Origin of the sequence: Asanoa hainanensis, from assembly GCF_900188485.1 — a bacterium.
Classification (GTDB): domain Bacteria; phylum Actinomycetota; class Actinomycetes; order Mycobacteriales; family Micromonosporaceae; genus Asanoa; species Asanoa hainanensis.
The window spans coordinates 1-15,613 of record NZ_FZPH01000025.1 but is presented as its reverse complement, the minus strand read 5'-3'; the positions used below and the strand labels follow the sequence as shown (position 1 = coordinate 15,613).

At 69.5% G+C, this 15,613-nt stretch carries 11 protein-coding genes; 9 read left to right on the top strand and 2 right to left on the bottom strand.

The window, feature by feature from the left end; translation table 11 throughout:
• Positions 1 to 46: 46 nt before the first annotated feature.
• Genes CHC05_RS37205 through CHC05_RS37195 form a run of 3 tightly spaced genes read left to right on the top strand, consistent with a single transcriptional unit; the run spans position 47 to position 3,251 of the window.
• A complete protein-coding gene (locus tag CHC05_RS37205) occupies positions 47 to 901 on the top strand; it encodes a Mom family adenine methylcarbamoylation protein (RefSeq protein ID WP_179266551.1) in 855 nt (284 codons plus the stop codon).
• The gene (locus CHC05_RS37200) at positions 898 to 2,025 is read left to right on the top strand and encodes a DNA-methyltransferase (protein WP_089255351.1); all 1,128 of its coding nucleotides are present in this window, start codon (positions 898 to 900) and stop codon (positions 2,023 to 2,025) included. Before CHC05_RS37205 ends, CHC05_RS37200 begins: the two co-directional genes overlap by 4 nt.
• Positions 2,022 to 3,251 (top strand): deazapurine DNA modification protein DpdA family protein, encoded by a 1,230-nt coding sequence (locus CHC05_RS37195; protein WP_089255350.1) that lies wholly within the window; start codon positions 2,022 to 2,024, stop codon positions 3,249 to 3,251. The genes CHC05_RS37200 and CHC05_RS37195 overlap by 4 nt, the downstream gene beginning before the upstream one ends.
• A gap of 106 nt (positions 3,252 to 3,357) precedes the next feature.
• On the opposite strand, the gene CHC05_RS37190 is transcribed toward CHC05_RS37195, so the two are convergent.
• The gene (locus CHC05_RS37190) at positions 3,358 to 4,263 is read right to left on the bottom strand and encodes a replication protein RepA (protein ID WP_179266550.1); all 906 of its coding nucleotides are present in this window, start codon (positions 4,261 to 4,263) and stop codon (positions 3,358 to 3,360) included.
• 1,257 nt (positions 4,264 to 5,520) lie between these two features.
• Positions 5,521 to 7,056, bottom strand: a complete 1,536-nt coding sequence (locus tag CHC05_RS37185) for a ParB/RepB/Spo0J family partition protein (protein ID WP_089255348.1) — start codon at positions 7,054 to 7,056, stop codon at positions 5,521 to 5,523.
• A 475-nt stretch (positions 7,057 to 7,531) separates the two neighbouring features.
• Between CHC05_RS37185 and CHC05_RS37180 the strand changes: the two genes are divergently transcribed.
• From CHC05_RS37180 to CHC05_RS41095, 6 genes are all read left to right on the top strand, one after another.
• Positions 7,532 to 7,849, top strand: a complete 318-nt coding sequence (locus tag CHC05_RS37180) for a hypothetical protein (protein ID WP_089255347.1) — start codon at positions 7,532 to 7,534, stop codon at positions 7,847 to 7,849.
• Entirely contained in the window at positions 7,846 to 8,451 is a 606-nt protein-coding gene (locus tag CHC05_RS37175) for a hypothetical protein (protein ID WP_144022940.1), read from the top strand. The genes CHC05_RS37180 and CHC05_RS37175 overlap by 4 nt, the downstream gene beginning before the upstream one ends.
• Before the next feature lie 233 nt (positions 8,452 to 8,684).
• Entirely contained in the window at positions 8,685 to 9,842 is a 1,158-nt protein-coding gene (locus tag CHC05_RS37170; protein WP_218824800.1) for a phosphoadenosine phosphosulfate reductase domain-containing protein, read from the top strand.
• A 147-nt stretch (positions 9,843 to 9,989) separates the two neighbouring features.
• Entirely contained in the window at positions 9,990 to 10,205 is a 216-nt protein-coding gene (locus CHC05_RS37165; protein ID WP_089255344.1) for a DEAD/DEAH box helicase family protein, read from the top strand.
• 462 nt (positions 10,206 to 10,667) lie between these two features.
• Complete coding sequence (locus CHC05_RS37160) at positions 10,668 to 11,870, top strand: helicase associated domain-containing protein (protein WP_089255343.1); 1,203 nt, start codon at positions 10,668 to 10,670, stop codon at positions 11,868 to 11,870.
• Between the two features lie 1,246 nt (positions 11,871 to 13,116).
• Positions 13,117 to 13,515 (top strand): hypothetical protein, encoded by a 399-nt coding sequence (locus CHC05_RS41095; protein ID WP_144022939.1) that lies wholly within the window; start codon positions 13,117 to 13,119, stop codon positions 13,513 to 13,515.
• Positions 13,516 to 15,613: the final 2,098 nt, after the last annotated feature.

Sequence of the window (15,613 nt, the reverse complement as noted above, 5' to 3'; positions counted from 1 at the left end):
AGCCGGACATGATCCCATCCGCGGCCCACACCCGGGGCGTGGCCCGATGACCGCGTCGCGCTGGTGCCAGCGCTGGCCCGAACGCGACCCATCCCAGCCAGGACAGCCGATGCCGGCCTGGTCGTACGCCGACCCCTCCGAGCGGTTCAGCCCGCGCGGCTACGAGGTCCAGCCGATCGCCGAGGCCGTCGCAAAGCCGTTCGTCACCAGTCGCCACTACCTTCGCTCGTACCCGGCCGCCGTCCACCAGTTCGGCCTGTTCCGCCACGGCGAGCTGATCGGCGTTGCGGTGTACGGAAACCCAGCGCAGGACAAGGTGCTGACCAACCCGCTGCCCGACCTGGAGCCCTACACGCAGTCGCTGGTGCTGCAACGGCTGGTGCTGGGCCCGACCGAGGGCAACGCCGAGACCTGGACGCTCGGGCAGTGTCGGGCCCTGCTGCTCGACGAGGGCCTGCACGCCGTGATCACCTTCGCCGACCCGGCCTGGGGGCACGTCGGCATCATCTACCAGGCGTTCAACTGCATCTACCTCGGCACCAGCAAGACCACGACCACCATCTGGTTGCCCGACGGCACGTGCCTCGACGAGCGCACGATGCAAAAGATCCGCGCGCAGGAGCGCGGACATGCGGCCGCGGAGCGGCGGCTGGTGTCGTTCGGGGCGCGGCCGATGCGGGCCGGAGAAAAGCCGCACGAATGGCTGCGGCAGGCCCTGCTCGACGTGAAGGTGACCCGCCGCCGCACGCCCGGCAAGCACCGCTACGCCATGCCGCTGCGTAAGGACGTCAAGGTCTACAAGCGCGACCGCAACGGCCGGGCGGTGCGGGCCCACCGCGACCCGTCCCGGTACCCCAAGCCCTCGCCGGACCTGTTTGCCGCGATGGGCGTGCCGCTGTGACCAGGCAGCCAGGCACCGGGGTCCGCGAGCTGCGCACGGCGGCGGACCTGCTGCGCACGTTGGAGTCCGGCTGCTACACCCTCCCGGAGCTGTACCAGCTCGCCGAGCGGGCGGGGCTGGCCGACCGGGCCGACGGACGCCGCATCATCCAGGACGGGCAGGAGCAGTACAAGCGGCGGATCCGCTCAGCCCTCCAGTCCCTGCGCCGCCAGGGCCGGGCCCGTCAGGACGACGACCAGAGCGCGGCCTGGCTGATCGAGGGCACCACCGCCCGGCCGCGCCGGGCGCTGCTGCTCTGGCTGCCCGGCGACCCGGGTCAGGCCGAGCTCGTGCTCGGCGCCGCGGCCACCGTGCTGGCCCAGGCCGACGAACCGATCGACCTGATCGTCGCGGACCCGCCGTACGCCCTCGGTCGCGGCGAGCACCGCTCGGCGTACCGGCGCACCTACGGCCGCGACCACTCCCAGGTGCTCGGCGGCTACATCGACGTCGACCCGGCCGCGTACGCCGACTGGACCGCCGAATGGATCGCCGCCGCCGGCGCCGCGCTACGCCCCGGCGGCTACCTCGCCGTGATCACCGGCGGTCAGCAGGCGGCCCGAGTCCAGGTCGCCGCCGAGGACATCGCCGGCCTGACCTACGTCAACTCCATCGCCGTCAAACGGCCGTTCGGGCTCTACAGCACCCGCCGCTACGTCCACGCCCACCACCGGGTCACCCTGATGACCCGCGGCCCGCTCGACTCGCCGCAACGGGTCTTCGACCGACCGACCGAGATGCCGCGCGGCCGGACCGGCCAGATCTACGCCGTCGACGTCTGGACCGACATCCCGGACGAGCGCCGACCCGGCCTGCTGCGCTACGACAACGCCCTGCACCCGGCCCTGGTGTCCCGCCTGGTCCGATCCACCACCCGCCGTGGCGACCTGGTCTGCGACCCCTTCCTCGGATCCGGCACGACGCTGGTCACCTGCCTGTCCGAAGGGCGCCGCTTTCTGGGCGGCGACCTCAATCCCGAGGCCTTGCGCTTCGCGATGGGCCGGGTCCTCGCCGAGATCATCCCGGCCCTTCGCCCGGCGGTCGAGCAGCTCGCGCTCTTCGACGCTCACGAGGTGCCGGCGTGATCGTCAAGGACCTGGACGCGATCCGGCGCCGCACCATCGCCGGGTACGGTGTTGACCCGCAGCGCGCCGCGCGGCTCCTCGAGTTGATGCGCCGCCGGGGCGTGACCGAGTGGCCGCCGCCGACCGTCGAGCAGCGCCGCGCCCGCTGGGACGCGCACGTCGCCCGGTACGGCCTCGGCCCGGACCGCTGGCACACCCAGTGGGGCCCGGTCACCCCCTACACCCGCAGCGAGTTCCACCCCGACCCCGCTCGCCGGATGACCTTCTACCTCGGCGTCGGGCACCCTCACCACCTGCGCCGCTCCCCCGTGCCGCTGTTCATCTCCGCGACCACCCTGGCCCGTTACGTGAGCCGGTACGAGCAGCAGGGCGACGACTGGCCCGTGCAGACGTTCGGGACGCCCTGGGCCGGCGACTCGGGCGCCTACGCGGCCCTGATGCTCAACACTCGCGGCCGCCGCGACCACCCCTGGTACCTGTGGCCCGCCGACTACGGCGCGATGTGGGTCCGCTTCGCCGAGGCGGTCGGTCACTCGTCCCGAGATCTGATGCCCGACTTCGTCGGTGTGCAGGACTGGCCGTGCGAACCCGCCGTGTTGAAGCGGACCGGGAAGACGGTGCGCGAGCACCAGGAGCTCACCGTGGAGTCCTACCTCTACCTCGCCGAAGAGTTCCCGATGATCGCCTGGCTGCCGACGCTGCAGGGCTGGTGGCCGTGGGAATACGTCGAGCACGTCGAGATGTACCAGCGCGCCGGCGTCGACCTCACCGGCCGACGGGCCGGCGTCGGCAGCATCTGCCGACGCGGCTCCCAAAAAGGCGTGGCCCGCGTGCTGGGCACCCTCACCGAACTCGGCCTGGGCATGCGCATGCACGGCTTCGGGGTGTCGATCAACGCGTTGCGGATCGCGGGACACCTACTCGACAGCGCGGACAGCCAGGCATGGTCCAAGTCCGCCCGCGACGAACACCTGATGCTGCCCGGCTGCAACCACCTCAGCCGGCCCGACCCGGTCATCGGCGCCCGGCGCCCGACGGACTGCCGCAACTGCTTCACCTACGCCCTGCACTGGCGCGAGGAGGCCCTGGACGCCGTCCGCGCCTGCGCACGCGACCGCGCCAACGGTCGACACACCGCCGAGCCAGCTCTTCCCGCTCCCGCGCTCCTGCGCCGCGCCAACCGGTCGCGACCGAACCCGGATCAACTCCTGCTGTTCGGCCAGTAATCGACACCGGGCCGGCCGGCCCTATTTCGACGCTCGTAATCAGCACCGCGCACGGCGTCGGCGAGCGGTCTGGCCGCGGCGGCGGCTGCCGTTGCTCGGCCCGCTGCTATCCGTCGACGGAACGCATGCCCCGGAACGGGATGTGGGTGCGGCTTGGTCGCAGCGCTAGTCCGGTGTCGGTCGCCTCGACGTTGGCGTCGCGGTAGACGAGCACCACCTCGCGCAGGTGGTTGCTGAAGTCGCGGCGGAACTGCTGTCGGCCCTGTTTGGTGTCGGCAAGGTTTGACCCGAACTGGACCATGAGGGCGTCCCATGGAATCAGGGTGGGGCGGCGCAGGTAGGACATCCGCCAGGTCAGCCAGGCGTAGATGTCCAGGCGCATCGGTGAGCCGCGCAGCGCGGCGAGCGCGCCCATATTCAACGGGACGGGGTGCGCGACGATCTCGTTGAAGAAGTCCGCCGAGAGTTGGATCGTGGAAGGCAGCAGCGCGTCCTGCCGATCGCCGCGGCCCCAGAACAGGTCCCATTTCAGGGCGACCGAGATCTGCACGGCCCGGTCGCGCTGCGTGCCTTGGCGGACTTCGAGTGTCAACCGCGCCTTGAGGAGGCGTTCCATCTGGTCGCGTAGCCGGGTGATCGAACCGGACTTGCCACCCGTTGGCTTGAGTCCGATGTCGCGCATGAACTCGCTGAGCGACGCGCCCAGGACCAGCGTCGGGGAGCGGGTCTTGACCGCCTGGCTGGACATCCAGATCAGCAGCAGCCGTGGCATGATGCCGTACGGGTAGATCGGCTGGTAGGTGCCGTCAGCGGCGACACGTCGTCCCGGCTCGACGAGCAGGTGCACGTCGCCGTTGTGCCGGCTCCATACAGCGACGTCGCCCGGGTCTTTGTAGGGCAGGTTGGTCTGGGTCAGCAGCTGCGCCAGATAGCCGATGTCGGGCGCGTCGTCGTCCCACACCTCGGCGGCCGCACGCAGCCTTTCAAGGTCGGTGATCTTCTGCCTGGGCACGGGAACAGCGTTCCAGGCCCGACAGACACACCCAAGTCGCAGCACGGCGTGTCGCCGCCTCAGCTTCCTGAGCTTCGCAGGCGGTACGCATATCCTGCCGACCGATAGACGCGCACGCGGTGGCCCGTGCGGCATCCCTCCGCGCTGAAGATCTGAGCTAGCCGTTCAAGCTGGTTGTGGATGACGTGGCGGCCGTCCACGCATATCCCGCCGACCGTCGCTTCGAGGTCGTCTGGCGCGCATATCTTGCCGACCTCGAACCGGGGCATTTCGCTGTGACGCTAGCGGGGCGAGGGCCGGCCGAATCTCGAACCCTTCCTGGGTTGCGGGTTGCACACGCATAGGTTGCCGACCTAGGTTCCGCGAGGAAGGAGGAGACGACGGGCACACGACCCAGGAGCGGGCTTGTCCCCGCATAGCTCGCCGACCATACGGGGGCAGGCTGTGGAAAACGATGTGTGCTGACAGCTGTGCACGCATTTGTTGCCGACCGCGCTGACCTGGTCATGTGCTTGAGGCGACGCATAGCTTGCCGACCAGTGCGCATTTCGCGCCGACCACGGCGGGAAGAATCGCCTGGTCATCACTGCTTTTTCCGGGTGCCCTGTAGTGGTTCCTGTAGTTAAGAACTCTCCTGTAGTCGTTCGCAGCGTTCTGTGGAAACGTTCACGCGCGGCAACTTGGCAGGCGCGCCCCGACGTGCTCCTGGTCAACGACGTTGTTCACCATTGGCGCCCATCTCGATGCCGTCGGCCCCGCACGCTGCACGGCGATGGGCGCGTTGACTAGATCGACGGTTTGACCATCCCGAGCCATCCATGGCGTGAACGACATCAGCCGGACAGATCGCCGTGGTCGGCGCCCGTCTGCGAAAACGGCGTGCCGACGCCACAACAGGAAGCCAAAGGCGAGCCCGTCTCGCGCGGGGGTGCTACTGCGGGCTGAAAATTGCGCCCGGCCCCCGGTGAGGAAAATGAACGCTCGAACCGGGCAGGGTGGCGGGCCCGGCCACGACGGTCGCCAACAACGGGCGGCCTCCCCCTGGCCTGGCGCGGGTGGTGACGAGCTTTCCGCTGACCACCTTGAAACACCCGCCGCCTTGGTATGGCGGTTCGAGCGGCGGGTGTCGTCACAGTCGCGGCCCTCTCACCACAGGCCGACCCTCATCTCAAGGACCAGCGACAAGAACGTTTTTCGACAGGCGGTACAAGGGGCGGCGGAGCCGGCCCTGGCGCAGCCAGGTCCGCCGCCCCTGCCCTACTGGTGAGCCTGGTCGGGTTCGGCTGCGGCCCGGGGAGCGTTGTCGGCCTCGGGCTGGTCCGGTTCGTCTGTGCCCAAGGTGGCGTCAGTCTGCTGTGGCTCGACGGGATTCCTGGGCCGCCTGACCTTCTTGGGTTCGGCCCGCTTGACGAGGATGCGCTCAACATCGGTCAGGACGTATCCCTGCGTCTCGAGGAACCTCAGGTAGCGAACGGTGTACGCCCGCGGGCTGCGCCAAGTGCCGAACTCGCTGCCCTTCTCGTGCGCGCCGAGCACGACGGTCAGCATCAGCATCAGCGCCCGTGCGTCGTTGGCGCCGGCGAGCAGCTTCGAGAGGTCGGAGCTGCGCCCGTACGTGGGGGCTTTGATACCGAGCCACGACAGCGCGTGTGCGTCGCCCTTCTCCATCGCCTCACGGAGCCAGTGGCCCTCGTCGTCGAGCAGCGCCTGGGCGAGGAACATCACGGTGCCTTGCGGCGGGGTCTTCCGCCGGCACAGCTCCTTGACGAAGTCCTGGCGGACCTCGGTCGCGATGGCCCAGGCCTTGTTGTTGGCGATGACCTCGCGCCGCTCCTCGCGCTGCTTCTCGGGGCTCGTGGATCCGCTGAGCCACGAGTAGGCGTACTTGCGGTGCTTGTTGGCCTTCGGGTCAGTGCAGACGTAGACGACGTTGATGCGCCAGTAGTCGTTGACGAGGTAGGCCGCATGGCCGGGGCAGTCGCAGTGGGTCTTCTCGCTGAGCCCGTTGCCGTCCGGCGAGGCCCACTTGCTCAGCACCCGCTTGTCGCCATGGGTGTCCGCCGGCGCGTCGATGACCGTCACACCGGCCTGGGCTAGCGCGGCCAGCGCCTTCTCGGTCTCATCCCGGAGCTGGCGGTTCTTTTGCGCCTGGCGGATCTCGTACTCGACATTCTTGCCCTTTGCTGCCGCCACGCTGATCTGCTTGATCGCGTCGCGGTCCTGCCTGGGGTCGAGTTCGGAGATGGCGGCCGCGACGTCGAGGGTGACTGCGCTGTACCGCGCGACAATCTTGGACGCTGCCGCGTGCCGTGCTACCTGCAGCGCTTGCTCCACGTCCTTCTTGGGTGTCCTGAGTTGCTTGGCGATGTCTCCCGCAGCCAGGCCGAAGGCCGCGAGCTGCTCGGTGGCCTTGACGCGGTCGCCGGCGGTCAGGCCAGCCCGGCGAGCGTTCTCGTCGACCTGACGAACGACGGTTTGTACGCCGGTCCCGGGCCGCGGGACGACCATGACCGGCACCGTCTCGCGGCCGCCGTCGATCGCGGCGAGGGTTCGGCGCTCCCCCATGAGGACGACCAGTTCGTCGCCGTCCTCATAGGCCGTGATCGCTTGGAGTACGCCGTGTTCCTTGACCGAAGCGAGGAAGTCCGGGTCGAGCGACTTCTTCGCATTCACGCGCGAGTAGTTCGCGCGGAGTACCAGGGTGCCCGGGTCGACTTCGACCAGGTGCGGCCGTCGTCCCGTCGCCTCCTCGGCCGCGCTCGTGGTGACGATGTCCTCGGCGAGGTCAGTCACTGGTGTCCCTTCCCGGTCGGGCGCCGGCTGATCCGGCGCGGTCAGATTCAGCCCGGCCGTCGCGTGGCGAAGTCGGTGTGAGGTGCCGGTTTAACGGCAATGGGCGCGGGCTTGCCTATAATGATACCCCTTCAAAGATCGCTAGTCTACTGTGGACGAGTTTGGTCGGCCCCGAAAGCGGAACAGGTCATGGTGGGCGCGCACCGCGTTGCCGTAGCGGTTCCGCGCCTAGACCCTGATGCCCCGTACGGCGGCATCCCGCGCAGCACCCAGAGGGCGCGACCGACGCGGTGTCATCTCCGCGTCGCCGAAGGCCCGGCTGGCCAAGCCGCGTGGCCCATCTCAGCGCGTCAATCCAATGTGGACCTGTTGTCCCCCGACTGGACGGGGTATCATTATAGGCGACGTCGAGGATGCCTCGGCTTCCCTATCAGAAGACCGGTTGGCCCGGCCCGGCCGGGCAGGAAGGACGGACATGGAGATCGAAGACATGAGCCCGGCCCTGGGCGGGCTGGTCCGCCTGTCTTGGTCGGTGCGTGAGTCGTTCAGCGCCGACGTTCCCGAGCACCGCCTGACCGCGCTCGCCGACCTGGGCCCGATCCGGCGGCCCGACGGCAGCCTCGATCTGGCCTCGCTGACCGACAAGGTGCGCGAACGCGGGCTCGACGGCGTGCTCGCCGACCTTGAGTGCCAGGCGACCTCCTGCGGAGTGCAGCAGCGCGACGTCGCCGAGGCGTACCTGCTGACCGCCGAGGACATCGCGACCGGCGACCAAGCGGCGGGCCGTCGATGAGCCGCTCGAAGCGCTCCACCTGCCAGCGGTGTGGCCGGTCGCTGCGGGCCGCACGGAAGGGCTGGCGGCACGTCCCGCCCGGCGACTCGTGCAGCGACGCTGACGCCGCCCCAGTGACTCCTGGTGCGGCACTGCGCACGCTGCTGCTGGCGCTACTAGCGACCGGCGCCTGCCAGGTGGTGCTCTACTCCGACGGCATCGAGGTCGAAGGACCGGACGATACCTCGCTGCTGTTCGTGGGTGGAGACTTCACCGTCGACCAGGTCGCCGCGTTGCTCGGCATCCCGGTAGAAGCGGTCGACGCGAAGCGCAGGCGTCCTCGCCCGGGTCAGCCCGGCGACCACCCGAATTTCACCCGGCACGACTTGACCGACATCGGCGAGTCCGTTGCCTGGCGCTATCAGGGCGTGCCGGGCGACGGTGACCTCTCCGACCATTTCTGGCTCGCCGTACTCGGTGTGGAGGTGATGGTCCGGCGCCGCAACGACGGCGTCTACGTCAGCATCGAGGGCGACGCCATCGATCCCGGCCACGGTCCGCTGCTCGTCGAGGTCGACCAAGGCGGCGCGAACACGTACGGCGAGGACACCCGCGACGAGTGAGCCTGGTCCGCCCGGCGGCCCAGGCGGCCGGGCGGACCCCACCCGATGTGGGCACGAGGCACTCCGCTTAGCAGACCACCCGGTCCTTCCGCGGTGCCGGTAACGCCGATCGCCCCGGGTGAGGCGACTGGCGGCGGCCCACACAGGCGCATATTTCTGCAGCTCAAAACATTGTGGATCTGGCGCGAATCCTTCGGAAAGGGTATCATTATAGGCAACTTGGGGTCTCCCGGGTGTCACCAGAAGTCGTCAAGGAGCGTCCCCCAAATGGGCGCGAGGCGGCCCCTCTCCCCGATCGCGATGACAGCGGAGGTTCGCCAGTGTCCACCACCAACAGAGCCGGCAAGCCGGCTGCCAAGCCGCAGCCGCTGGCGGGTTTCGTGTTCCCGTTCGGGCCGGGTGGCAATCCCGCCGAGGTGGATCTCTGGCTGCTGAATTCCTCGGGCGGCAAGGACTCGCAAGAAATGGTCCGGGCGGCCGCCGACCGGCTGCGGGAGGCCGGGCTCCTGGACAGGCTGATCACCGAGCGCCGGATCTGGGTGCAGCACAACGGCCTGGGTGACGATCCGCACGACGGCGTCGAGTGGGCTGGCACCTGCGAGCTCGCCGCCGAGCAAGCCGCCCGGTACGGGCTGCCGTTCATCGTCACCCGCCGCGACGGCCCGGACCTCATCGACGACATCGCCGCCAGACGGCGCATCGACGGCTCCCCCCGTGGGTTCCCTCGGCTGCAGTTCCGGTTCTGCACCCGCGAGCACAAGACCGCCCCATCGGAACGGTTCATCCGGGCGCAAGGAGCCCAACTCGGCGTAACCGGCCGCCCCATGGTGGTGGTACAGACCTTCGGTTTCCGCGCCGCCGAGTCGCCCCGCCGCGCCAGCCGTCCGGTGTGGTCTTTCAATCCCCGGGCGTCGACTCTGCACACCCGCAAGGTCTACGACTGGCTGCCCATCCACGAGCTCAGTACCGACCAGGTCTGGGCCGGCATTCGGGCGGCTGGAGTCCCGTACCACCCGGCTTACAAGAACCTGGGCATGTCCAGGCTCAGCTGCCGGATGTGCGTGCTCGCCGGCGAGCGCGACTTGCTGATCTCGGCCCGCGCGAACCCGGGCACCGCCCAGCGGATCCTGGCCGTCGAGCAGGCGACCGGGATGCCGTTCCAGGACAACCGGACCATGGCGCAGATCATCGCTAAGGCCGGTCCGGCCAGCCCGTTTCGGGTCACCTGGGTGCCGTGCCCGATCTGCGGCGTGCGTGTGCTCATCCAGGACGGCGATCCGGATCGCCACTGCCCGGCGCACGCGGCGACCGGCCCATGGGATCAGCACCACCGTGACCGGCTCGGCGGCTGCATCGCGCAGGCCACCCTGTTCGACCTGGAGACCGCGTGAACTCCCTTGCGGGTGGCGGCAAGGGCGCCGAGGACCTCGCCCGCCGCGGCCCGTTACCCACGAGACCGACTCGGCCGGTGTCCCGTTCCACGGTGCACACGTCCCGACGCCGCCGTCCGGTTCCGATTCGCTCCAGGAAGGACTGACATGCCTGCCCAGCCGACCCCGGACAGCGACCAGGTCGCGGCCCTCGCCGCCCTGCAGCGGGCGCTCGCCGTGCACGACCGCACCCAGCTTGTGATGGCGTGCGGCACCGGCAAGACCCTGGTGGCCCGCTGGCACGCCCAGGCCGCCGACGCCCAACAGGTACTGGTGTTCCTGCCCAGCCTCGCGCTGGTCGCACAAACGCTGGCGGCCCCGTGAGGAATTCCTTGTCGCCGTGGACGCCCGGGCGATCCCGGCCCGCAGGCGGCTGTTCATGACCGCGACGCCGCGGGTCCTCGACGGCGACGACGTCGTGTCGATGGACGACCACAGCCGATTCGGCCCGGTCGCGCACACGGTCACCTTTGGCCAAGGCATCGCATCGGGCCGGCTCACCGACTACCGGGTCTTGGTGGCCGTCAGCCGCGAAGGCCGGACCGAACCGGGCATGGCGGAGACGGGCATGGCCCCGGGGGCGTTGATCGACGCGATCGACCGTTTCGGCATCCGCAGGATCCTCACCTTCCACTCTCGCGTCGCCGCCGCCCGCAGCTTCGCGCAGACCATGGACCTGGCCCGCACTCCGGGCGGCAAGTTCATCCGAGCCCGGTCGGTCGACGCGTCGGTGCCGCGGGCCGGGCCGAGACGCTGCGCTGGCTCGGCGAGGATCAGGATCAGCAGGTGCGGGTGCTCCCCAGCGCCCGCTGCCTCAACGAGGGTGTCGACGTGCCCGGCGTCGACGGGGTCCTGTTCGACGGGAAATACACCAGCGTTGTCAACATCATCCAGGCCATCGGGCGGGCGTTGCGCGCCGCCGAGGGCAAGCACCTCGGCTACATCATCCTGCCGGTCACGCTGCCTGCGGACCTTGACGACGACACCGGCATGTCGCTGAGCGCGTTCCGGCACGTGTGGGCCGTCCTGCGAGGCCTGCGCGCGCACGACCACCGCCTCGCCGAAGAACTCGACGACGCGGTCCGCGCCGGCCTACGACACGGCGGCCGCCGACGGACCGACGCGGGACGGGTGGAGTTCCTGCTGCCCGACGGATTCGACGAGAACGCGGTCCAGTTGCGCCTGGTCGAAGAGGTCGGGTCCGGGTGGGAGAAGTTCTACACCGCCGCCCTGGACTGGGCACAGCAGAACCCGGGCCGACGCCTGGCCATGACGATCTCGCATCACAGCGTCGGCATCGGCAATTGGGCCGAGGGCCAGCGGCGGGCCCGGACCGGCGGGGTCCTGGCCGCCGAGCAGGTGCACCGGCTCGAGCTGATCCCTGGCTGGTACTGGGACCGTGAGCAGGCCGACTGGGACGACACCTTCGACCTGCTCACCTCCTACGTCGACGTCTACGGCAGCGTCGCCGACCGAACCAGCGGCGATTCCCTCTTCAACAAGACCATCAGCAAGGGCGCCAAGCCGTGGAAGCTCGGCGTCTGGCTCGCGGTACAACGCCAGACCTACCGCGACGGTCTACTCGACCCGGTCCGCGCCGCCCGGCTCGAACAGCTGCCCGGTTGGGACTGGACCGCCGGCCTCCGCGACATCGACATCGCGATGATCCAGGCCCTGCGGGTCTTCGGAACGGGCTCGCCCTGGGCCGCTGGGTCCACGCCCTGCGCCGCACCCACCTCCTCGGCCAGAACCTGCCACCTGCGCTGCTCAACGAGATCGAGGCCGCCTCCCCCGCGACATCAAAGGCGAACCGCTGTGGCGGTGGGAGCAGGCCCACACCCGCTGGGGGGTGACCTACGCCGCGCTGCTGCAGTTCGTGGCCAGAGAGCAGCAACTGCCGACTGGCAAGGTCGTCGAAGAGATCTACGGCGCCACCATCGGGCTCGGTCAGTGGGCCGCCAGGCAGCGGTTCCTGCACCGCCGCGATGAGCTCGACCCCCAGTACGTCGACCTGCTCGCGGCTGTGCCCGGCTGGGAGTGGGAACGCACCCTGGGCAACGCGTTCGGTGAGCCAATCAACCTCGGAGAAGGCCGCGAGCACGGCGGTGGATCCCGCGAGGCGCTCAAGTGCCCGTGCGAGCCGTGCACGCTGCATCGCCGCGCAGCGCAGCGGCATTGGATCGACCGGCGGAACGCTCCGCGGGACCCGGTGTCCGCGAACCGGGCCGGCGGGGATGTGGCCGCGCTGGAGTCGGCTGGCTGCAAGCGAGGAACGATCGTCACCGCCAGCGGCGTTCCGACCGGTGTGATCCGCAAGATCGTCAGCGGCGAGTGGCCGGTCCTCGAACGCGAACACGAGCGCTGTCTGATGGCCACCACGGCGGCCGACTGCAAGAGCCAGGCAACACGGGCCGGTTCCCGCGGCCGGATGTTCACCGAGGACGGCGCCCGCGTCGACGCCGGCCACACCCGAGCGCTGCTCGCCGATCTGGCCCGCCGGGGCTTCGGCAACACTTGGGTCTCTCGTGAACTCGGCTACGTTCGCGGGGGCCTACAGCTGACCGGCGTGCGCGTCACCGGGCGCATCGCCCGCCAAATCGAGGACCTGCACCGGCGGGTCGGTGACCTGACCTACCCGACCCGCGGCAGAACGTCTCCGCCGCCGCTCGACCAACTGCTCTCCGGCCGGGTCGCACAGGTCTACAGAGCGAGCCGGCGGGCCCCAAGCGGGCCGGGGTCACCAGGGTCGACCAACCCCAGGCGACTGCACTCATCCCGCGCTCGCTCCCAGAGGGCCTTCGGTGGGCCAGCCGCGCCGGCGGATCAGCAGCCATCACCCCGTAAACAACCAGCCTCGGGGCACACTGACCAGGACCCCGAGCCAGGTTCGGGGTTACCACAGCAGTCGCAGGCCCTGCGCGAGCTGCTCACGGATGGCGGGGTCTGCTGCTGGCCGCGCCGCCTGGGGGCGCAGCCCGAAGACGGCGAATGCCACCGCGCCGCAGAAGTCCATCGTCGGCCGGCGCGTATTCATCAACGCACCTGCATTGTCGATGTCGTTGGCCAGCTTCTCGCGGGCCGGCCCCTCATCTACCAGCAGCAGAAGCTCGTCACGGTGGTCGATGAGAAGGTCGGCCAGGCCGCGAAGCTCGGCGACGTGCTCGTCTAGCCACGCCTGCGCACGACCCTCATCGCTGACGTGAGCTGACCGGCGCGCAGCCAGAGTGACCCGGCGGTGGTAAACGGCCTGCTTGCTGTGCAGCCCCATCGGCGCGCCGTACACCGTTGGCCGGACGCCGAGCTGCCGACCCGCCTCCAGCACTGCGAGAACACGACGCTCGTGCCTGTCGGTGTCTCGCTGGCGCTGGTACTCCAGCAGCGTGGATCGAAACTCGAGCTCGGCGCCCAGGACCAGGCGGCTAACCTGCCGGTGGCGATGAACGTAATCGATGACCGCGTCAACGTCCTCGTCGTCACGCACCTCCACAGGGAAGCGCACGTCGAGGTCAGGATCGCGCCCCTCGACCCGAAGTTTCCTGATTTGCGCGGCCGCCTGAGCAGCGTTCTGGAGCTTGTATCGCGGCGCTGGTTTGTCAGCCGTACGACTCATGCAAGTCAGTATCCCACGGCGTAAAGATAATCTTTACGCGATTGCCGGGCGCCTGTCGCAGACGTTCCTGGGACCAATGGATCGGGGGCCCACAATGGATGCCGGCGTCCCTCCTAAGAGGGGGCCTGACCGTCGCCGGCCACGCGGAATCGCCGCTCGCGCCCGGCTGGCGACCAGGTCGGACCATGCATCCTGCCTGAGCGGACACCGGAGCTGCTCGGATGAACCCGTACCTTCGCCACCCCACCGAGGGCCGCTCCCGGGCGCTGTGACTCCCCTCCCCCAAGTCGTTCGGGAACTGTTCAGGGCGTTAGCGGAGCGGTTGGCGACTGCGTTGCGGCCACCCTGGACGGAGAGTTGCTGGCCCGCTAATGGTTTGGCAGCCGCGGCCATCATCGCGGCGGTCATCAACGCCCTGACACGCTGCGTGGCGCCCGGGCCGCAAGGGCGACCCCGCCGCCACGACCCCACCCGTCACAGTGCGTGACGGCGGGCGCCGCGTTGGCGGCGTTCCGAGGACCTTGGAATGACCTTGGAACGCCATGGAACATCCGACCGGCACGGGCCGGAACGGCGTTGGTTCTGGGAACTTGGAACCGGTCTCATCCAGGTGGGTTTGGAACGATGGGAGGGCCGGAACGGTCACCAGCCGGAGCGCACCCAGTCGACTGTCCACGCCGACCGGAACGCCCGTCTGTCGGGCTGTTCCGGTATGCCGGAACGGGCGCAGGGAACCGGGATCGGCGAGCGATGGAAGGGCCGGATCGTCCTCGGAGGAGCGCCGGTCCGCGAGCCTGTTGGCGATAGCTCGCGACCCTCTTGATCGCCAGAACCGGGGGCGGCCTTCGGGCGGTTCGGTGCCCGGAGATAGGCGCCGCCCCTCCGACCCTCGAGGCGCGGACCCCGTCGGTCGCCGGGGCATCTGTCGGCGCCCCGCGCTGCCTCTGCAGGATGCCGACAAGGGGTCGGCACCTGGAGCGGTTCGTTCGCCGGGGTCTGCGGTCGTCATCGCAGTCTTCGTCGGGTCTGGGCGTCGGTTAGCCCACCATCTGCGGTAACCAGGAGTCAGATTGTTGCTCTCTCCCGTAACGCTGAGTGAGTGAGGGTTCGTGTGAGGGTTGGTTGCTTATACTCGCGCGCGCGGCCGCGGGCGGGCCCGGGTTACGGTCGCTCCCACTCCCCCACCGGGCGGGAGTGAGGGATGCGGGTGCGGGTTCACAACGTGTGATCAACACACCTGGGTACTTCCCGGGCCGGTGCGTCGACTCCATCGCTGCCCTTCATGCCAGTTGCTATCGCCGCTCACGCTCAGGATTCTGGGGGGCGAAGGGCCTCAACGAGGAAGCCACAGGCGAGGCTCTAAGGGGGGATGTCCCGCCGGACTCTCGTCGTCGGCCAGGCCGGCCGGCCACGCGTCGACGCGCATCCGTCGATCGGCAGTGATCGACGGATGCAAGCCGGGCGCCGCCGCCCCAGCGGCGCCTCGACGCGGACCGACCCGGCTGCCGCCGTCCGACGCGACCGGGTCGAAGATCGACGCGGCGAAACAGGCACCTCCCCGATGCACCGGATTGGAACGCCGATCCTGGAACGACCGCCGCTTGAACGGCAGCGGAGGTCGGAACAAGACGACAGGAACGACCCCGGAAGGATCTTGGAAGGCGTTCCGGAACGGCTCCTTGATCGACTCTCAGGTGCCGTCGGAACGTGCCTTGGAACGCACCGCCGGAACGGGGTGAACGAACCAGGAAGCCGCAGCCTGGAACGGCACCGGGCTCGATCAGCCAAGTTCGACGGATCGTGACGACACGACAGTCCCCCGGCCAGCCGCCCGCGCGATTACCCGAGGTGACCGGAACAGGTTGGCGCGTTCCGGTGGCTACGGCGAACGAGCACCCCACCGGTCGACGGCTCTACACGGAAACACGTCGTGCTCGCCGATGACCGGAGAGCCGGCATGGACGCGGCGGTATGAGACCGGGGCGCCCGCTACGCGAGCAGCCAATGGCCGGCGGAGCGCCTCGTGGCCGGCACGACACGAAATCGCGCTGACGCGGTCGCGACGCGATCGGCGCGCGCTCCCGAGCGGGTCGGCGGCGCGAGGTGATTCCGTCGGTATCAG